The sequence below is a fragment of the Cupriavidus sp. TMH.W2 genome (assembly GCF_050847365.1).
In the GTDB taxonomy this organism is placed as follows: domain Bacteria; phylum Pseudomonadota; class Gammaproteobacteria; order Burkholderiales; family Burkholderiaceae; genus Cupriavidus.
Genome location: NZ_CP193794.1, coordinates 110271 through 128067 on the forward strand (window position 1 = coordinate 110271; position 17797 = coordinate 128067).

The following is a 17797-nucleotide window of genomic DNA, read 5'->3' on the forward strand; positions in this document are numbered from 1 at the left end:
TCCCTGTGGCGAGCGGCAGCGCGGCTTGCTGCTGCTTGCTTGATCGTCGCCCGCCAAGCCGCTGGGGTATCGGTCTTCGTTTGACTAGCACTCAATGAGTGTATAAACTGGGTTCGCGTTCTTCCGCGTCCCATTTTTCGGAATCTACTCATTCATGGCCATCCGCGATGCCCGCCAGTCCCCCGTCACCGAGGCCGACATTGGCAAGTACCTGTGTGTCGAACCGATGATTGTCGACCAGATCTGCTCCCGTCCGTGGCAGATCACCGAGCTCGTCAAGACCCGTATCCACGTGCAGCGAATCCGTTCGCCCGAACGTGACCGTGACGTCGAGACGAAGTACTTCTACCAGAAGTCGGTGCTCTTCGTGTGCGACTCCCAAGCCGAGGGCGAGGCGCTGGTCGCGCTGGGCTGGGCCCAACGCAAGGCGCTGGAGCAGGCGCGTGAGAACGTGCTGGCCAGCTATCAACGCGTGGTGTCGGCTGCGCTGGCCGGTCAGGCCGTGGCGGATGCCGCGCAGGCAGCCGGCATCCACCTGAACGAGTCCGACTAAGGCCCGCCACGCCGATTCCCCAGATGTCCGTCGTCAAGCAACTCCTCCGGTGGCGCTGGCGGCCGCCCGTGCCGGCCGCCGCGCCGTCCATCGACCCTGCGCCTGTCGTCTATACGTACCAGACGCCGTCCCCATCCCCCGATACGCCCGGCGTGCGCAAGGCGGCGGACCCCGGCGGACCCTCGGCGCAGTCGCGGGCGCTCGACCGGCTGCCCCCCCTTGTCGTCAAGGCGGCGGCAGACCACTTCCGGGTCGTCACGGCGCCCAGTCCGGAATTCCGGGCGACGCTGCACAATGGCGCCAGCGAAGAGGTGGGGACGGCCAAGTACGGCCTGTCGCCGCTCGGGGACAGGGTCTACGTGTATGACATCCGGGTGCCACCCGCGCATCAACGGTGCGGCTATGCCACCGCGTTGCTCTGGTATCTGGCGCGGGAATATGGGCGGCCCATCACCCCGGTTCAGGAACTGCACGCCGCCAGTGGCTTCTGGAACGCGGCCCGCGCGCTGGCGGGCGCGGGCGTGGTGGTGACCGAGCCGGTCTGGGACCTTGAGGCCGAAGCCGCCCGCTGGGCGCACCTGCGTCCCGACGCCGAGCGTCTTGCCGAACAGATTCTTGAGCGCTTGCACGTGCGCCGCGAGCCTTGGCAGGTCGCGGTCGGCCGGGGGCTCGATGCCGAGGCACCGGCGGCTCGGAGGGTCGGCGCGCCCTGTGCTGCGGACCGCGACGGCCCGTCGCCGGGCTGACGGCAGGGTGGATTGGCGCGCGTTACCCATCCATCCGCCCTGACGCAGGGCGCCGCAACCCATCCCGCCGAATGTTGACAGCACTCAATGAGTGCTTTACGATGGGGCCATCGTCACCGATGCGCGACCAGCGCTTCCCCGCACCATGGCCCTGCCCAGCTACACGCCGCCGCGCCGGCGCACGACCCCGCCGCTCTACGCGACGCTCAAGAAGCGCTACACCACGCAGGCCCTGCGTTTCATGGGCTTTGTCCGGGACGGCAGCGCCATGGTCAAGCGCGGTGCGCACCGCACCGTGTATGCGGAAGCCACCAGTGCGGATGGCGAATTCTGGTCCGTGCGCCCGCTGGTGCGCGACTGGCGTTAAAGGACACACCTAAGGGGCGCACCCTCATGACGACCTCCATGACACACCGGCCGCCCGTAGTGGGGCGGCCCTTCGCGGGTTTCCGGCTGCGCCGCGCCGGTAAGCCGGTCGCGCCGGTGCTGGCCGCACCCACGCCGGCCCGCGATCCTGACGCCTTGGCCCGGCTGCTGGCGCGTTTTCCGGATCTCGGGCCGCGTTTCTGGTCGATGAGCGAGGACGCGTTCGGCGATTGGCTCGACGCGCTGCCGCTCGACGAATTCTTGGAGTGGGTGGGGCTCGGGGCCGAAGGGATCGGGAAGGCCCTGAAACCGTACGTGCCGGCGAGCCCCACCGAAGGCGCGGTCGAAGCGGCCGCCGAAGACGCCAAAGCAGGCGCGCCGGACGCGGGCGACGGTCAAGAATGCCTGCCATTTGCCGATACCACAAAGCGAGCCCCGGACAGGCGTCGTCCGCCGCGTGGCCGCCAAGGCGCGGTGGCCCATGCAGCGGCCGCTGACGAGACCGCATTCTGACGACCCCGGGGAGAACGACATGGAACGATGGATTGGTTATGGCGTGATCGTGCTGGTGGGCATATTGATCCTCGCGCTCACCGAACGACGCCGCCAGCGCGCGGCCGAGGCCCGGTACCGGGCCCACTATCCGGCTGGCGCCCTGATCGATGACGCCGCCCGCGCGGGCAAGCTTGGCGAGGCCGGCGGCATGGAAGCGCTGGTGCAGCGCGTGGCGCTGGCCGACGACCCCACGGCGGAGGTAGCCAAGCTGCGCGAGGAGCTGGGTGTCCCGGCCGTCCCCGCTGGCAAGCCCCGCGCGCGGGACGTAGCGTAGCCGTGCTCCCGCGTCGGACGGAGATGTGGATTCTGTCTGCCCATGCGGGTACCCACCACGGGCCGTGGCCCGGATTGACGCAAAGGACATCGAATATGAAGAAGATTGCTATCGGACTGGCGCTGGTGCTATCCAGTGTTACCGGCGCGGCGACAGCGGCCGCCCCCACGGGGACGGCGGAGCCCCAAGCCCGCATCGAGTTGTTGCGCGATGGCCGCACCGTCTGGTGGGGGCTGTGGATGTTCCGGGATCTGGCCAATGGCAGCATCAGCCCTTACAACGGTTGGATGGGCGATGCGGTCCCACTGGGCACCTGCGCGTCGCGCGTCGGCGGCGGCTTCGACTTCCACATCCGTTATGAGGACGTCGGCACGCGGCTGCACATCAAGCCGCTAAAGGCCACCCCGGAAGGCTATGAGGTGAACGTGCAGCTCGACGACACCCATATCAAGGCGATTACCGCAAAGGTCAGCGCAGACGGCTGTCAGGCGCAAACGTTGGAAACCGACGGGCTGCATTTCCAGCGCAAGGCAGTGCCTGTGGCGCGCGGCCAGACGACGGAAGTGACCTTCAATGCCGAGGCGGCGCGCTATGTCGTGCGCGTGACGCTGGAGCGCTGAGGGCCGTTGCGTCCGGAGTCGGGCTGACCCCGGAAAATCCCGCCGTTCCGAGGTCATCCGACCCCCTTCCCATAAACCATGACGCCATGGCCGGGCCCGCAGTCGGGTCGCCGTGGCTCCCCCGATACGATCGACATGACCTTGCAGAAGCTTCTCGACTACTGGCTGTATCTGGCGCTCGGCCTCCTGCTGTTGGGCGGCGTGCTGGACGCCGTGCGGCGGCGCAACGTGCTCTACGGCGTGGCGGTGACGCTGCTGGTCGGCCTCGCCTTCATGGCCTCGGGCGTCTACAACCGCTGAGCCCGAGCCGCGCGCCGATTGGACCCTCTCTCGTTACAGGAACCGATGAAAAAATCCATGTGTCTCGCCTTCGCTGTCGCGCTCTGCGCGGCGAGTGTCGCTCCCCTCGCCGGCGCGGCGGAGTGGTCCAGCGTGTCCCCGGCCGCCAAACCGGGGCACCGCGAAGTCGCCGCCCACCCCAAGCAGCCGGGCAACGGCGCCGGCAAGTTGTCGCCGGAATGCCAGCGCTTTTTTGCGGCCCATCCGGATGGTAAGGTCCACAGCCTCACCGGCTACGAGGACGATCGCTACGGCGGCAATGAAGGCGCCGACAGCGCCAATTTCAATTTGATGATCGCGTGTAACGCGCAACGCAACGCAAGGCGCGGCTGACGCGCCAGTACCCCGACCCGGCCGGCCGCCGGGAGCTCTCCTCACCCATAAGAACATGAAGAAAACAGTCATTCTCCTGATGGTTAGCGGCTCGCTTGGCGTGGCCGCCTGCGGCAGCAAGACCGATCCCTCCGAAAAGAACTTCGGCGCGGCCCTTTCGCAGTACTTCGAGAAGAAAGGGGACCTGTGTCTGGGTCTCACTGAATGGCCGATCGACCTGTCGGAGGCCGACCTGCGCGTGCAGAAGTCGTGGCCCACCGGCACCGCCGCGCGCATGGCGGCGCTGGAACAGGCGGGGCTCGTGCAGGGGGCCATGACCGAGGTGGAACGGCAGAGCTTCTTTGGCAACCGCACGAATAAGTTCACGGTCAAGCGCTACACGCTGACCGACGCGGCCAAGCCTTACTATCACGAGAAGGACGTGTCGGTCATGACACTGGGCGGCGGCGCCAAGACGGTCAAGCAGGGCGATCTCTGCTACGGCAAGACCACGCTGGACAAGGTCGTCAAATGGGAAGGCCCGATGAAGCTCGGCGACTATCAGGAGGCCCGGGTCACTTACCAGTACCAGATCAACGGACTGGCGAACTGGGTGAAGCGCCCCGAGATCCGCACGACCTTCCCTCAGCTGGCCAAGATGGTCGACGGTGCCGGTAAGGACGCGCTGACGCACGCGGTCAAGCTCACCAGCCTCGGCTGGGAAGCGAAGGGCTTGGACTGATCCCCCCCGCACGGAACCCACACCATGGCGCTGTCCCTCCTGTTGATGACCCCCGAGCTGCTGGATGGGCTCGTGACCTATCTGGCCAAGCGCATGGGCGACGCCGTGGTTGATGCGGCCAACGAGCGGGGTCTGGCCGCCTTGCAGTCGCTCGGCGCGGGGACCCTATCGGGCACGCTCTCCGGGGTACTCTCCGGCGCGCTCGCGGACGTGCTGCCCGCCGCCGCGCCCTCGGGCGAGGCCTTGCAGGCGCCGCTGCGTGCGCAGCTGGGCGAGGCACTGGACGCGCTCTCGCTCACGCTCGTGCGGCAGGACGAGCTGGCCGCGTTGCGCGCGCTGGCCGCCACGGTCGCGGCCCACGGCGACACCGAAGCCGCGTTGCAGGCGTGGCAACAGACGCAATCCCAACCTGAATCGCGCGCAAGCGCCGACCCATCATGAATTCACTGATGCGCCCGGGGCCGTGCAGGTGCCGGCCACCGGCACCATCGAGGTCGCCTTCTCGCCCAACGAGGGCAGCGAGGCGCTGGTCGTGAAGGTCATCGATTCGGCCAAGACCGAGATCCGGCTGCTGGCCTACAGCTTCACCAGCGCGCCGGTGACGGCGGCACTCTTGCGGGCCAAGCAGCGCGGCGTGGATATCGCCATGGTGGTTGATGCCAAGAACAACTTGAGCGAGGACCGCAGCGGCAAGGCGCGGGCCGCGCTCAATGCCTTGGTGAATGCGGGGATCCGGGTGCGCACCATCAGCGTTTACGCGATCCACCACGACAAGAGTCTTTGTGTCGACAAGACGACCACCGAGACCGGTAGTTTTAATTTTTCGAGCGCCGCTGCTTCGAAGAATAGCGAGAATGTCTTGGTCCACTGGGGTAATCCGCAGCTGACAGCAGTCTACCTCAAACACTGGGCACGCAACTGGGAACAGGGCACGCCGTATCAACCGCCCTACTAAGAAACGCTGTCACGTAGTGCCTCTTGGTCCCCGCCGTTTCATGCTTTCGGGGTCGAGCGCGCCCGATGGACAACTACTGAGTGCGGACCCGGGGCAGGCGCCCTACCGAATGGGGGTAGGAGCTGGACGTGCCAGTCCGTACGATCGCCGGCTTCGCCGCGCGGGCGCTTGGCGCACCGGCCGACTGCGCGGTCCCTCTTACCCGTTGGAGATTCCGATGAATGAACAAATCCTTGCGGCCCTGCTGGATGGGCAGACGCCGTCGATGGAGGACTTCAAGGGCTTTGTCACGGTGGTCGAGGCCTTGCCCGACAATTTGCTGTGGCAACTCCTCACCACCAGTCCGAAGCTGAATCCGATTCTGCAGAACGTGGTCACGCAGACCCTGCAGAATAAGGTCGCCCGACAGAATGTCGATGACGCCCTGAACGCCATCGTGGCCCGCATCCAAAGCCGTCAGTAATTCGCCCAAGGAGGCAAATATGGCCAAAGGTCGGGCACGACTGCCCGAGTCGTACGCCAATGAGGAACTGGCGCTCGCGCTGGTGCCGGTGCTGCTGACCGCGCACGGCTTCACCGGCGTGACGCTGCGCAAGCGCGGGCAGGTCAAGCTCGTCGATGCCCGCAATGCGGCCGGCGAGGCCCTGTGCTTTTGGCTCAAACAGGGCTGGACCGGTGACCAGAAATTCTGTGCCGTGCAGTTCGGGCTTTTTGGCGGCGAGGCCGACCGCGACATTCCCGATGCGCGCTTTCTCACCTTCGTCGACGATCGTGTCGCGGGCGTGAAGGCGCTGGGGGCGACCCACGCGCTCTTCATCCACATGGCCGGCGGCCTGATTCGCAACTGGGTCGCGCTGCGCGCCGACGACGTGTCGACGGCCTACCACCGGCAGATGGCCGGGTGGCCGGTGCGCGCGCGCAACACGAAGTCGCCCACGCTGTGGTTCGAGGAGGACCGCGAGGTGGACGGCGCGGAATGCATCCGCGCCGTGCTGGACGTCGAGATCAGCCTCGCGACGCTCGCCAGTGGTTTGGCAAGCGAGGCGGGGCAGGGGCTGCCGGAGGCGGGGGCGGGTCCCGCCGTCCGGAAAGTCACCGTCGAAGTGGAACGGCGCATGAAGCAGGCGGCCTTTCGCCTGCAACTCGGTCATCACTACGGCTGGCGTTGTGCCGTCTCCGGCAACACCTTGCGTGAAACGCTGGAGGCCGCGCATCTGCCGGGCCGCAACTGGCGCGTCGATAACCGCGTCACCGATGGCATCCTGTTGCGCGCGGACCTGCACCGGCTCCTCGATGCCGGCCTCGCGCGTATCGTCGACCATCGCTTTGTGATTGAGGCGCGCGCGCGCACGGGCGACTATGCGCAGTGGCATGACGTGCCGCTGCCGCTGATTCCGGAGAACATGGCATGACTGGGATCGTCAACCGCCGGCGCTTCGGCGTGGCTGCCCTGCTTGTCCTGTTGGCCGTGGGGGTGGCGCTGCTGCTCGTCCACGCGCGTCAGCAGGGGAGCAAGGATGGCGCCTTGGCCAAGGCGCGGCTCGCCTTGGTCGTGCCCGACTTCGACCACCTGTCGCAGGACGAACGGGCGATGCTCGTGGGTCTTGCCCGGACCTGCCGCCTGCATGAACGCCCGGCGCAGACGGAGGCCGTCGTGAGCTGCCTGCGCGAGGCCGCGCGCGATCCCCACGCCTTGCTGCCGACGGGCGTGGAGCGCACGACCGTGCCGGCGCGGCTGGAGCAGCTCTTGGGGCACCGGTTGGGCGCCTGAACGGCGCCGAGCGGGGCGGCATCATGAGGGGAGGGCAGACCATGTGGGAGCGTCTGAAGCGGCTGTGGCAGCCTCCTGTGGCGCCGGTGCCGCACGCATGACCTTGGGCGGCGCGTCGACCGGCTGTCACAGCCGGCTGGATCGCGCGGTCCCGTGCGATACTGACCCATCTCGATCGGGAGGCTAGCGGCACATGACGACGTTCAAGGAAGCGTTCCAGCAGTATGACTCGGCGTATCTGCGGGAGCGTCGGGCGCTCGGCGACGAACTCTCCGACGACGCGCACGCGGCCATTGAAGCGATTTTGCACGAGCGCGGCGAGCCGGTGCCACCACGCCCCCAGCAGCCCATCCGCGTGGACGGAGCCAAACGAGGCCGTGCCTCGGCCTCGACGGGGCGCACGGTGGGCCTGTTGCTGTTGGCCGTTGCCGCGCTGGGGGTCGCGAAGATGTTAGCCCATACGTGGATCGGGGGCGTCATCGGCCTCGGCGCCCTCCTGTACATGGCCGTCGACTGGATCCGGCGGCGGAACCTGACGCCAGCCCAGCGCGATGCGGCGCAACAGGCCAAGTTGGTCGAGGACGATGGGTTGACCGAGTTGATGCAGTGCGCCGCCGACGGCGAGCTCGCCCGGGTCAAGGACCTGCTGAACTACGACGCGCCGGTGAACGCGAAAAGCCTGCGCGGCACCACGGCCCTGATGTATGCGGCCCGGAACAATCATCTGGAGATTGCCAAGGCGCTGGTCATCGCCGGAGCGGACGTGAACCTCCGGTCGGATGCCAATTCCACCGCCTTGTCGATCGCGACCAAGTTCGGCCATCAGGCACTGGCGGACTTCCTCCGCCAGCACGGCGCCCACGAGCGCAGCGCAACATGAACGCCGGGAACCGTTGGCAGCGATTCGGCGTCGCCGCTTGCCTGCTGCTCGGGCTGGCTGGCTGTGACCAGCATGGTCGCTATCAGATCGCGACGGCGCAGGGTGCCTCCGCGCAGGAGGATCGCGTTTGGGTCCTTGACACGTCGTCGGGGCGGGTGAGTCTGTGCTATGAGACAGCGGCACGGATCCGTTGCCTGCCGCAAAGTGGGACGCCGGCACATCAAGGCGCACCCGACAAGGCGCCGGGCGACTGATCGGGGCAGCGCAACGCCACACGAGGGAGCGTTCATGAGCAATCCGGAAAACGAAACCGCCGTGTTTCTGAGCCTGCTGAGTGAGGCCGCTCGCACTGGCGCCCACTTGGGCCCGCTGCTCCACGCACAGAAGGCGCGCCTACAGGCGGCGGGCCTGAGCGATGGGGAGATCAACCACCTGATTCACGACCGGCACGTCCGGGCCGCCTATGTTCCGCGCATCGCGCGGCGCGACACACCGCTGCATGTGCCTCTCGCGGACGTCGAGCAGGCGCGCGCGATGGGCGCGCGGCGCAGCGCCAGCGGCACGCGCTGGGAGGCGCCGGCCGGCTCGGACCTGAACAGGTTCCTGCGGTGGCTCGCGCCGGGCTGAGGCCCCGGCACGGTCCCCCCCGACGCCGAGTCTGACAAATCCCGCCCGGTTGCCTACAGTAACAGGCAGCACGGCAGCGGGCCGTGCCCCACCCCGGGAGTGCCCCACCATGCCGAGCCATCTCCGTCTGCGGCGCGACGCCGAGCTGCCGCCGCTGCCCGACCCACGCGCCCTCATGCCGGCCCTCACGTTGCGCGACATCCCAGCCGAGTCCGGCGAAACCAATTACCTTGTGAGTTTCAGGTCGCCGGAGGGTGGGGCGCCGATCCGGGAATTCGTGATCGAGACGCTGACATGGGGCTGGGCGGCGCTCATGATCGCGCAAGGCATTCTGCAAGGGGTGGGGGCCACCATCTGGAACAAGGTCTTTGGCGACAGCACGCGGGATTTCACGGCCTTTCAGGTGCAGCTGCTGGAGCGCATCGCAGCCCTCATCCAAGCGGCCATCACGCAGGAGGCTAAGCGCAGGGTCGAGGCGGACTTGCAGTCGCTGGAGAACCTGTTTGGCATCTACGAGAACAATCGGGACCGGCTCCTGCTGCAGCCGTTGCTGATCAAGGCGAGCGATATCGTGTTCGAGACGGCAAGCATCGGGCTGCCGACCGTGGGCAGTTACGCCATCGTTGGCGGCTTGGAGCTGGCCGTCCTGCAGGAGATCCACACGCACACGCACGCCGACGGGGACAAGAAGAATGTCGCGCAGGTGGCCATCAAGTTGTGGAGCAAGGTCCCGGATTTCATGGTGATGCTCAGCAACTACAACAGCAGCCGCTTTTCGGAGCTGGTCTTGCTGCCGCCCGGCAGCAATTGGGCCTATACGGTGGACGGGCAAACCATCGTGCGGGCCGGTCCCGACCTCGATGCCGCACGGCAGGCCCGTGGGGACCACATCCAGCGCGAGTATGCCCGCTTGGAGCAGGACATCTTGGCGCCGCTGTACCCGGTGGCCGCCAAATGGCGCGAGATCGCGCTGCAGTATGGCTGGGCGCCGCCGCCGGCGGTCGGGCAGCCGCAAGCGTAGGGGGCTCCCGGAAAGGCCCGCCGTGCCGAGACGGCAGGGGGCAAAGTCAGGCTTGGACGTTCCGTGGTCAGCCGACAGGCGAACCGTCTCGCCCAGTCCGTTCGCGATGGCTCAGCGTCGCACCCAAGCCGCATAGCTGGCGCGTTCCTCATCCGTCAGCGCACTGATTTTTTTCTTTACGCCGGCGAATTCACACCATTTCTGATAACGTCGATGCAGGCGCCAGTCATCCCATGACTCATACAAGACGAACAGCAAAGCGATCAGCCATAACGCCACTGACCACAGATCGTCCGGCCGCCCCCACCGTATTGCGCTAGGCAAGGTCACGGCAACCAGCTGATAGATCGAATAGATCGCCACCACCACAAGCGCAACGGCATAGCAGGCAATGAAAAGCCAAAGCGATTGCCACGGGAAGCGAGCGAGGATAACCCGCCTTACCACCTCAAATACAATCAACAACATCCATATGGTCAATGACATGGGCATTCCCCATCGCGCTTCATAGGGGTACGGTAGCAGGTTACCGCCCCACCTTGTACTTTGTTGGCGAACCTGTCACCGGTGTCGGTCGCCTTGCAGTTCTGTGTGAACGGATTGACCACCGAACAGATCACGGACTTTGCCATCCTGCATGCGAAGAAGCTGCTCAACAGGTGCGTCAGCGATCCGTACCCAAAGTGGGCGACCCGTGCCTCGCGGCTTGACCGGAAGGACCGGCCATGCCGAGGCGGCCGGCGCGGGGTTACGCGTGCTGCCCCCGGCCGCGCACTTGCCCGTACGGGGCCTAGGCCTCCGCATTAAACCCCAGCGATCGCACAGCGCCGCCAGACAACAGGCCACGGCGCTCGGCATCGGCCGGCGCCCGCGAGGCCCGGCGTCGGGCAACCATAAGGTCTCGGCGGCGGCCATCGATCGGGAATACCATGGAATGTCCTCCTCGTGCCCGGCACGTACGCCCGTCAGACGTCGCCCATAACGGATCAGATCGTAGCCGCCGATCAGCAGGCCAATGTCGCCGTCCAGCACGTCCGATCCGTCCCGACAGTGGCCAAAGGTGCCTTGGCCGGTCGCGGCGCTCTTCATCATGGCAATGACGGTGCGCTCGCGTCGACGCCAGTAGCGGTTCGCGGCGTCCTGCTGGCGCTCCAGCCAGCGCTGGAGTTGGCCGGCCGCCGTCCCGCCGTCCCAAGAGCGATTACGGGGTGTAGTCGTCGTCGCGGCTGGCGCGTCGGGCCGCCGCCGCCTCGGCCTCGGCTTGGCGCGCCAGCGCTACCGCATCGCGCAGATTGACGCGCAACAGCGCCTGCCCGCCGATGTAGCCCGCCAGTGCGCTGGTCGCGCGCCGCTCGATGTCGTCTGCACGGGTGAGGCCCAGCCGCACCAAGGCGGCGATGTCCTCCCGGTCGTTGTCGGCCAAGCGGGCGATCTTGCTCACAGCCAGATCGACGGGCGCCAGTACGTGCACCTGCAGCTGGTCGACGCCCAAGTCGACCGGAATGGCGTCGTCCTGATAGTCCTCGTGCATCAGCGCAAAGGTCGAGTTGTAGTTGGTGTCGAAATAGACCACCTGCGGCGAGCCGTCTTCCAGCGTGACCTCGACCATCAGATCATTGGGCAGAAAGACACGGCCGCCGAACTCCGCATCCACGTCGGTCGTGACGCGGCTGGCGGTGTAGAGATGGACGGCCATGCCGCCGGCCAGATAGACCTTCAACGGCTGGCGCAGAGATAGGCGCTGTTCGAGCTGCTGCAGCAACTCGCGCAGGGCACCGGCCAGCGCGGTGCGGGTGTGAAAGACGATCGGCTGCGCCATGGCGTCAATGCAACTGGAGGGTGTGGCTGAGCTGGTCGCGCAGGCGCGGCAGGCTGACCACCCAGCCCTTGGTGACCACGTCTTGGGCCGGCAGTCGTTCGTTGGGATGCGCAGCGAAGTAGCGTTCGCTCGCCTGCATCAGGCGCGTCGCTTCGCGCGGGAAGCGCGATTGGACGACCATGGCAGCCAGCCGGAACACGTTTGCCTCGCGCTGGTCCAGCGCAGACGCCGCGCGCTCGCGGGCGACCGCCTCGCAGCGGTTCAGCATCGCAGCTTCGACATCCCGGGAATGCATGACGGAAGGCTCCGGTTGGGTGGTCTTAGATGACTGCCAATGTACTCCGAATTGTGGCCGGATGCACCCAGCGCGCGTTGGCTAGCGCGCTTCGGTAGCCACGGAATTCACAAGACGGCCGACACGCTCATTGTGACGCCGCACTCACGGCAGCTCGACGCCGGCGCCGGCGGCATCAAGGGCAGCGGCGGGACCCGATGTCCGCTGCGCCGGGGGCCTTCCGACCGCCCGGAAAGGACCCCGTGCCGAGGCACCCCCCGGTCCGACGGCGGGTGGTCGCGCCCGGTGTCTTGCGGCATCATGGCCGAGTGCCGTCGCCTGCTTCCTGATCTACGCGCTACCATGCCAGCCATCACCGAACCCTACTACCACGAACTGAACGACAGCCTCTCGGCGATCGATGCGACGCTGTCGGTCCACCTGCGACTGGCCGAGCGCCGTGAGCGCGAGGACCTGCTGAAGCTCATCACCGGCGTGTCGGTGATGCTGCAAATGTCCGGCACCCAGCCCGACATCGACCAGATCAATGCCGTACTGCGACAGCGGCTCGGCAGCGGCCATTCGTGGTTCAGCTGCCTGCAGTTCCTCTCGGGCGCCCGCGCGCGCGAGACGTTCGCCCAGCGCGAGGCGCTGCTGCGCGACCTGCTGGAGCCCGCCTTTGTCGAGATGACCCGGCTGCTGCTGCCCGACATGCCCAAGCTGGTGGCCGACATGCTGGCCACCACACCCGCCGGACAGGCCGCGCAGGCCGTGCGCGACGCCAAGGCGCGCGTGCAGACGGCCGGCGAAGGGGGGTAGTCGATCGGATTTCGGCGGGGTATTGACGGCACTCAATGAGTGCTTTAGCATGATGTCATGCGCCACGGTTGGAAGGCATCGACATGCCGGTGACCGTGTGTTTTTTGACCCTTTTCAAGGCCACCGCTCATGATGCCGAGCCCGTCGTTTCACGACCTGTCCCACGTTGCCGTGGTGCCCCGGCGCCCGCTGCTCGATGCGTTCCCCGATGGCTATCGGGAGAGCGACCGCGACTACGTCGAGAACAATCTGGCGGCGGCAGTGGCGCTGCTCGACGCCGCGCAGGCGCGGGCACCGCGTCTGACGGTGCGGCCCGCCGCGCTCGCGCCGGGCTTCTACTGGTACCTGCGCAAGGCGGGCCCCGCGATCGTGGTGGAAAAGCGCGAGGGCGAGGCCTTCGTGCGCCTGACCAATGCCGGGCGCCAGTCGTGGCTCGCCGAGGGCGAAGCCTTCGTCGGCCCGCTGGTGGCCCCGTCGGCCTGACCCTGTCGACTTCGGAGACGTACCGTGTTGCAACTGCCCAAAGCCCTTATCCTGCAGACCACCGCTGAGGTGCTCAAGGATGTCCGCACCCGTGCCAATCTGCGCCATGCGGAAGACGAGACGTACGGGGTGCCCAGCACCGCGCTCGACGTGGCCGCCCTCGCGGAGGTGCGCGATCTCGCCCGGACGCTGGGCCACGGGCGCCTGCAGCGTGCCGCCGACGCGGTGCTCGCTGCCCGTCAGGGGCAGGTGAGTCTGCCGGTGCCTACGCTGGAAGCCTTTAAGGAAATGCTGCTCGCGTTTCTGCAGCACGACCTGCGCGATGGCTGGGTCTACGTGGAGGGACAGGATGGCCGCCTGTATCCGGAACTGGTCAAGGATGTGGTGTTCGATCCCGGCCACCAGTCGCGCGGCGCCGACAAGCCCAAGGTGGTGCTGCGGACCTGCTTTCGTGGCGTGGGCCACAACAGCCAAGGCCGCGTCGCGACGGGCGTGCACGACAAGCACTACGACTTCTATCCCTCGGACGTGACGCGCAAGCGCGTGGCACAGGTGCTGGAGAACAGCGGCCTGTACAAGGAAACGGAGGCGTTGCGCACGGCGCACGATGCGATGATCGCGCGGCACGACAAGTTCACGCGCCACGCGTTTGCCCGGCAGTTCCGCCTCTCGGGGCGCGCGCAGTACATCGAAGACGACAACTGGCGACGCCGGGGGACCGAGTTTCATCAGCGCCGCGTCATCCATGATCTGGACGTGCTGGATTTCCGGGACCTGTGCGCGCACGTGCCGAGCTGCCTGTTTGCCGGCGCCGCAGACGGCGAGATTCCCGAGCAACCGGTCGTGCGGGTCTTCGATCTGGAAACCCATGAATTCCTGTGGGCCCACAGCGAAGCGCTGACCCCACACGAGTACGACAAGGGCCTGCGCGACAAGCTGGTCCTGCCAGCGTCGCATCGCGATCTGCTCGATATCCTGACGAGCGACGTCGAGGCGTTCACGACCGACCTGATTGAGGGCAAGAGCGCGGGCAATGCGATCCTGTGCAAGGGGGTGCCCGGGGTGGGCAAGACGCTGACCGCCGAGGTGTACGCGGAACAGATCGAGCGGCCGCTCTACAAGATCCATGCGGGCAATCTGGGCGTGACGGCCGATGTCATCGAAACGAGCCTGCGTGAGGCGTTCCAGCGGGCCAAGCGCTGGAACGCGACATTGCTGCTCGACGAAGCCGACGTGTTCGTGAGCCCGCGTGGCGACGACGTGCAGCAGAACGCCATCGTGGCCGTCTTCTTGCGCACGCTGGAGTACTTCGACGGTCTGTTTTTCATGACGACCAACCGCGACGAGATCGACGATGCGATCGAATCGCGCATGGCGGCCATCATCCGCTACGAGTTGCCCGAGCCGGCGCTGCTGGCGCGGATCTGGCAGGTGATGAGCCTCCAATTCGACGCGCCGCTGGCCGAGACGCTGATCGATCGACTGGTCCACGCGTTCCCGCGCCTGTCCCCGCGCGACATCAAGAACCTGTTCCGCCTCGCGCTGCGGGTGGCCAAGTCCAAGGATGCTGCGCTGGACTTCGATCACTTCCGGCGCATCGCCATGTTCCGGGGCGCGGCCGCAAGGACCGACGCATCCGGACCTTTGCCTGCTGCGGCATAAGAAAAAAATATTATTTTTCTAAAGATTTGCCACATTGTGGCGATATTCCCCGGTGAGTTGGCCCGAGCGTCGGCCACGGACCACTTCGCGGCGCCTCTTGGCGCCGTCCACCAAGGAACCATCATGCTGAAGACAACCATCTGGGCCGCGCTGGCGCTGGCTCTCACCGCCGGCACGGCGAACGCCACCGCCGCGACCGCCACTACCTCCGCCAACGCTGGCGCCAGCGCGCCGGCACCGCTGCGGCCGGGGCCCGCCATCAAAGTGGAGTTGCTGCGCGATGGCGCGCAGGTGGTTTTTGGCCAGTGGCTGTATCGCAACCTTGCGACCAACGAGCCGGGCCGCTTCGATTTCCTCTCGACCCAACGGGTGCCGCTGGCGACGGCCTGCGAGAAAGATCCGGTCACGGGCCTCCCCAGCCTCACTGGCAAGTCGCAGGAGATCGGGCTGCGACTGGCGATCGAGCCCAAGCAGGAGACCGCCAAGGGCTACACCGTGACGGTCAAGCTCGATGAGGCGGTCCTCAAGCAGATCCGGACGGTCGAAAGCGACGGCTGCCGCGTCGAGCTGGCCGATACGGAAGCGACGCAGGTCGAGCAAAGTGTCGCGCTCGGTTATGGCAAGACCACCGAGATTCCGACCGGCAAGTACGTACTGCGTCTGACGGTGGCGCCACGGGAGGGCGCGGTGCACTGAGGCAGTGCGCGTTACCGCGATGCATTCCATCCACTGACGACACCCCGTTGACGATGATAAGGACCGAGATGGCAACGAGCCGTGCTGAAGAGCTGAAGTTTGTCCCGATGAAGCGCTTCCTGTCGATGGCCACCCTACCGGTGCACGCGGGCGAATACGAGGTGCAATTGCCGGCTGGCGCCGAGAAGCGGACGTACCGCGAGGGCTGGCAGGGCGACATGGCGGGCGCGGCAGGTTGGCGTGGCATCCGCCTGAGCGGCAGCCCGAGACAATCGCAACGCGCAATGAAGAAGTTCTCGGGCACCGACGCGAGCACCCATCCGGACGCACTGCAAGCGGCGGTGTACCTCGCGCGGCACCGGGTGGGGCGGGGGGACAACGCCCGGGCCGCGATGGCCTACATGGTGGCGCATCGGATCGACCCGAAACGCCTGCACGCGGTGGATCTGGCATGGCAGGCGCAATTCATGACCAGCTTGGGCGCGGGCGCACGCAAGGCGATTGAAGACGAGGTCGAGACCTTCTTCATGGTGCGCGGCCAGCCGAAGCAAAGGGAACGCCGCGCATGAAAGCCGACGGTTAACTTAACAGGAGAGGTAATGCGTAATCCGAATCAAAAGAGAGCGACGGCCATGATGGCGTGCCGCCTGACGGCCCTCGCGCTGCTCGTATCGCCGGGCGTTGGCCACGCCGCCGGCGAGCGCCCGTCGCAGCAGCCCGTGGCAGGGGCAGGGCTTTGCGCAGTGGGCGAAGGGCTCCGCGTTTCGGGCAGCGGCAAGCTGGACTGCCATCCGGCAACCATCCGGGACACGCCCGCCGCACCGCCCGCGCCGTGCGAGTTGCACAACGTTCGCCTCGAAGGGCCGCTTCGCGTGGACTGCAATCATGCCGAGCGCGCCGGCACCGACGTTGCCGAGGTCGCGGCGGCGCCGCTGGGCACCCCGTGCCTCGCGCGTGGCATGGTGGCCGTTAGCGCCACCGGCGCGCTGCTGGCCTGCACCGGCGACGTGCCGCGCTGGCAGCTGTCCAACGCCGACGCCTCGGCGCGGTAGTCGCATCATCGTTGTCGTGATCCCTCAACCAAGGAAAAAGAAGAACATGCACACCATTCGTACCCTGATGCTGGCCGTCGTACTGGCCACCCTGTCGATGGCCGCTCAGGCGGCCGAGTTCAAACCGGCGCCCGGGCCGGAATTGGTGTCGATCGAGCGCGTGCAGGTCGGCGGGCAGGAGGTGAGTCTGGCCGCGACCCGCGCGGTGCAGAACGGACAGGTGCAGATCTGCCACCAGTATGTCGAGAGCTTCAAACGGCAGATCGCGCCCACCGGCACGGCACTGAGCACGGACAACGTGACGATCGTGCTGGGCACGCGCTGCGCGAGCCACTGAGCGGGCACGGATGCCCTACGCAAGGCCGGCGACGGCCACCACGCCGGGCGTGACGCCGGCAGCGCGCTTTCAGGTCGGGCATCTCACCGAGATCGACCCGGCCGATCCGCATTACCCCAACGCTGCGCAGGCCAGTGCCCGCGCGGTGCAGCTGTCACTGGGGCGCCCGGCCACGGGCTTTGGCATCTGGTCGGCGGTCGACGCCGACACGACCCTCGTGGCGATCGCCTATGGCGGGGCCCTGTACTGGCAACACTCCCAACTGGAACCTTTTCATGACTGACTTCCTTCGTATCTGGCAAGACGTGCAGGGCACCGAGGCCGCGAAATCCGCCGACACGGCACGGGCCGCTGCGCAGGCTGCGGCCGAACAGGCCACGCGCGTGGCGCAGGCCCGCGACCAGTTTGCGGCCATGGGCCTGCACGACTACCTGCAAGCGCAGGCCAGCGCGATGCAGGCGAGCGGCTTCTGGGTCCGCCACACTGTCAACGGCGTCGAGGGTCGCGCGCAGGCCGTGCTGGAGTTTGTGCCGGCCCCGGGCGAAGCCTTTTGCGATGCGCACATCGGCGGCCGCAACACGGTGTCGATGATCGTCGAGTCGTACGGCGAGGGGGTGAGCTGCCGCCTGTATGCGCGCAACGCTGTGGACAACGCGATCCCCGAGGTGCCGCTCGCGGCGTTGGCGCTGGCGGATGTACAGGCGTGGTTCGAGCGCTTCGTGCGGTTCGGGTTGGCCACGCGCCAGCCATGCCGTGCCTGAGGAGACGCGATGCCGACATCCGGCTACGGCCATCACCGCACCCGATTCGGTGAGCATCGTGCTGGGCTATCGCTGCGAAACGCAGTCCTGACGCACGGGCGGCCACCCGGCATCGTGCAACCGACTGGGAGAT

30 protein-coding genes are annotated in these 17797 nt (G+C 67.0%); 26 read left to right on the forward strand and 4 right to left on the reverse strand.

The genetic code is table 11. The annotated features are described in order from the left end of the window. Nucleotides 1–154: 154 nt before the first annotated feature. The 17 genes from ACREYQ_RS30190 to ACREYQ_RS30270 all read left to right on the forward strand — a co-directional run bounded on the left by ACREYQ_RS30190 (nucleotide 155) and on the right by ACREYQ_RS30270 (nucleotide 9761). A complete protein-coding gene (locus ACREYQ_RS30190; RefSeq protein ID WP_432262970.1) occupies nucleotides 155–553 on the forward strand; it encodes a hypothetical protein in 399 nt (132 codons plus the stop codon). A gap of 23 nt (nucleotides 554–576) precedes the next feature. Further along, nucleotides 577–1299, forward strand: coding sequence for a GNAT family N-acetyltransferase (locus ACREYQ_RS30195; RefSeq protein ID WP_432262971.1), 723 nt, complete (start codon nucleotides 577–579; stop codon nucleotides 1297–1299). A 91-nt stretch (nucleotides 1300–1390) separates the two neighbouring features. Continuing rightward, on the forward strand, nucleotides 1391–1666 hold the full coding sequence (locus ACREYQ_RS30200) for a hypothetical protein (RefSeq protein WP_432262972.1): 276 nt from the start codon (nucleotides 1391–1393) through the stop codon (nucleotides 1664–1666). A 26-nt stretch (nucleotides 1667–1692) separates the two neighbouring features. After that, the gene (locus ACREYQ_RS30205) at nucleotides 1693–2178 is read left to right on the forward strand and encodes a hypothetical protein (protein ID WP_432262973.1); all 486 of its coding nucleotides are present in this window, start codon (nucleotides 1693–1695) and stop codon (nucleotides 2176–2178) included. 19 nt (nucleotides 2179–2197) lie between these two features. Further along, the gene (locus ACREYQ_RS30210; RefSeq protein ID WP_432262974.1) at nucleotides 2198–2494 is read left to right on the forward strand and encodes a hypothetical protein; all 297 of its coding nucleotides are present in this window, start codon (nucleotides 2198–2200) and stop codon (nucleotides 2492–2494) included. A gap of 95 nt (nucleotides 2495–2589) precedes the next feature. Beyond that, a complete protein-coding gene (locus tag ACREYQ_RS30215; RefSeq protein ID WP_432262975.1) occupies nucleotides 2590–3114 on the forward strand; it encodes a hypothetical protein in 525 nt (174 codons plus the stop codon). 135 nt (nucleotides 3115–3249) lie between these two features. Next, a complete protein-coding gene (locus ACREYQ_RS30220; RefSeq protein ID WP_432262976.1) occupies nucleotides 3250–3414 on the forward strand; it encodes a hypothetical protein in 165 nt (54 codons plus the stop codon). Between the two features lie 45 nt (nucleotides 3415–3459). Continuing rightward, nucleotides 3460–3786, forward strand: coding sequence for a hypothetical protein (locus tag ACREYQ_RS30225; protein WP_432262977.1), 327 nt, complete (start codon nucleotides 3460–3462; stop codon nucleotides 3784–3786). A 55-nt stretch (nucleotides 3787–3841) separates the two neighbouring features. Then, nucleotides 3842–4507 (forward strand): hypothetical protein, encoded by a 666-nt coding sequence (locus ACREYQ_RS30230; RefSeq protein ID WP_432262978.1) that lies wholly within the window; start codon nucleotides 3842–3844, stop codon nucleotides 4505–4507. Nucleotides 4508–4531: 24 nt separating this feature from the next. After that, nucleotides 4532–4948, forward strand: coding sequence for a hypothetical protein (locus ACREYQ_RS30235; protein WP_432262979.1), 417 nt, complete (start codon nucleotides 4532–4534; stop codon nucleotides 4946–4948). A gap of 22 nt (nucleotides 4949–4970) precedes the next feature. Further along, nucleotides 4971–5462: a phospholipase D family protein gene (locus tag ACREYQ_RS30240; protein ID WP_432262980.1), complete on the forward strand. Its 492-nt coding sequence runs from the start codon at nucleotides 4971–4973 to the stop codon at nucleotides 5460–5462. 217 nt (nucleotides 5463–5679) lie between these two features. Beyond that, nucleotides 5680–5925 (forward strand): hypothetical protein, encoded by a 246-nt coding sequence (locus ACREYQ_RS30245; RefSeq protein WP_432262981.1) that lies wholly within the window; start codon nucleotides 5680–5682, stop codon nucleotides 5923–5925. A gap of 19 nt (nucleotides 5926–5944) precedes the next feature. After that, a complete protein-coding gene (locus ACREYQ_RS30250; RefSeq protein ID WP_432262982.1) occupies nucleotides 5945–6874 on the forward strand; it encodes an HNH endonuclease in 930 nt (309 codons plus the stop codon). After that, nucleotides 6871–7233, forward strand: a complete 363-nt coding sequence (locus ACREYQ_RS30255; RefSeq protein ID WP_432262983.1) for a hypothetical protein — start codon at nucleotides 6871–6873, stop codon at nucleotides 7231–7233. Before ACREYQ_RS30250 ends, ACREYQ_RS30255 begins: the two co-directional genes overlap by 4 nt. 193 nt (nucleotides 7234–7426) lie before the next feature. Continuing rightward, nucleotides 7427–8113, forward strand: coding sequence for an ankyrin repeat domain-containing protein (locus tag ACREYQ_RS30260; RefSeq protein ID WP_432262984.1), 687 nt, complete (start codon nucleotides 7427–7429; stop codon nucleotides 8111–8113). A gap of 288 nt (nucleotides 8114–8401) precedes the next feature. Then, nucleotides 8402–8740, forward strand: coding sequence for a hypothetical protein (locus ACREYQ_RS30265; RefSeq protein ID WP_432262985.1), 339 nt, complete (start codon nucleotides 8402–8404; stop codon nucleotides 8738–8740). Nucleotides 8741–8849: 109 nt separating this feature from the next. Next, the gene (locus ACREYQ_RS30270; protein WP_432262986.1) at nucleotides 8850–9761 is read left to right on the forward strand and encodes a hypothetical protein; all 912 of its coding nucleotides are present in this window, start codon (nucleotides 8850–8852) and stop codon (nucleotides 9759–9761) included. A gap of 111 nt (nucleotides 9762–9872) precedes the next feature. Here the strand turns inward: ACREYQ_RS30270 and ACREYQ_RS30275 are convergent, their stop codons facing one another. The 4 genes from ACREYQ_RS30275 to ACREYQ_RS30290 all read right to left on the reverse strand — a co-directional run bounded on the left by ACREYQ_RS30275 (nucleotide 9873) and on the right by ACREYQ_RS30290 (nucleotide 11875). Continuing rightward, complete coding sequence (locus ACREYQ_RS30275) at nucleotides 9873–10247, reverse strand: hypothetical protein (protein ID WP_432262987.1); 375 nt, start codon at nucleotides 10245–10247, stop codon at nucleotides 9873–9875. Between the two features lie 75 nt (nucleotides 10248–10322). Further along, a complete protein-coding gene (locus ACREYQ_RS30280) occupies nucleotides 10323–10853 on the reverse strand; it encodes a hypothetical protein (RefSeq protein WP_432262988.1) in 531 nt (176 codons plus the stop codon). A gap of 109 nt (nucleotides 10854–10962) precedes the next feature. Continuing rightward, the gene (locus ACREYQ_RS30285) at nucleotides 10963–11580 is read right to left on the reverse strand and encodes a DUF6036 family nucleotidyltransferase (RefSeq protein ID WP_432262989.1); all 618 of its coding nucleotides are present in this window, start codon (nucleotides 11578–11580) and stop codon (nucleotides 10963–10965) included. A 4-nt stretch (nucleotides 11581–11584) separates the two neighbouring features. Then, nucleotides 11585–11875, reverse strand: a complete 291-nt coding sequence (locus tag ACREYQ_RS30290; RefSeq protein WP_432262990.1) for a hypothetical protein — start codon at nucleotides 11873–11875, stop codon at nucleotides 11585–11587. Nucleotides 11876–12217: 342 nt separating this feature from the next. On the opposite strand from ACREYQ_RS30290, the gene ACREYQ_RS30295 reads away from it, so the two are divergent. The 9 genes from ACREYQ_RS30295 (at nucleotide 12218) to ACREYQ_RS30335 (ending at nucleotide 17664) form a co-directional block, all read left to right on the forward strand. After that, entirely contained in the window at nucleotides 12218–12673 is a 456-nt protein-coding gene (locus ACREYQ_RS30295; protein WP_432262991.1) for a hypothetical protein, read from the forward strand. Nucleotides 12674–12802: 129 nt separating this feature from the next. Then, nucleotides 12803–13156: a hypothetical protein gene (locus ACREYQ_RS30300; RefSeq protein ID WP_432262992.1), complete on the forward strand. Its 354-nt coding sequence runs from the start codon at nucleotides 12803–12805 to the stop codon at nucleotides 13154–13156. A gap of 24 nt (nucleotides 13157–13180) precedes the next feature. Then, nucleotides 13181–14818, forward strand: a complete 1638-nt coding sequence (locus tag ACREYQ_RS30305; protein ID WP_432262993.1) for an AAA family ATPase — start codon at nucleotides 13181–13183, stop codon at nucleotides 14816–14818. A gap of 123 nt (nucleotides 14819–14941) precedes the next feature. Next, nucleotides 14942–15514, forward strand: a complete 573-nt coding sequence (locus ACREYQ_RS30310; protein ID WP_432262994.1) for a hypothetical protein — start codon at nucleotides 14942–14944, stop codon at nucleotides 15512–15514. A 68-nt stretch (nucleotides 15515–15582) separates the two neighbouring features. Further along, on the forward strand, nucleotides 15583–16083 hold the full coding sequence (locus ACREYQ_RS30315) for a hypothetical protein (protein ID WP_432262995.1): 501 nt from the start codon (nucleotides 15583–15585) through the stop codon (nucleotides 16081–16083). A 30-nt stretch (nucleotides 16084–16113) separates the two neighbouring features. Beyond that, entirely contained in the window at nucleotides 16114–16566 is a 453-nt protein-coding gene (locus tag ACREYQ_RS30320; protein WP_432262996.1) for a hypothetical protein, read from the forward strand. A 46-nt stretch (nucleotides 16567–16612) separates the two neighbouring features. Beyond that, nucleotides 16613–16903 (forward strand): hypothetical protein, encoded by a 291-nt coding sequence (locus tag ACREYQ_RS30325; protein WP_432262997.1) that lies wholly within the window; start codon nucleotides 16613–16615, stop codon nucleotides 16901–16903. 10 nt (nucleotides 16904–16913) lie between these two features. Further along, nucleotides 16914–17186 (forward strand): hypothetical protein, encoded by a 273-nt coding sequence (locus ACREYQ_RS30330; protein ID WP_432262998.1) that lies wholly within the window; start codon nucleotides 16914–16916, stop codon nucleotides 17184–17186. Next, nucleotides 17179–17664: a hypothetical protein gene (locus tag ACREYQ_RS30335; protein WP_432262999.1), complete on the forward strand. Its 486-nt coding sequence runs from the start codon at nucleotides 17179–17181 to the stop codon at nucleotides 17662–17664. Before ACREYQ_RS30330 ends, ACREYQ_RS30335 begins: the two co-directional genes overlap by 8 nt. Nucleotides 17665–17797 lie beyond the last annotated feature (133 nt).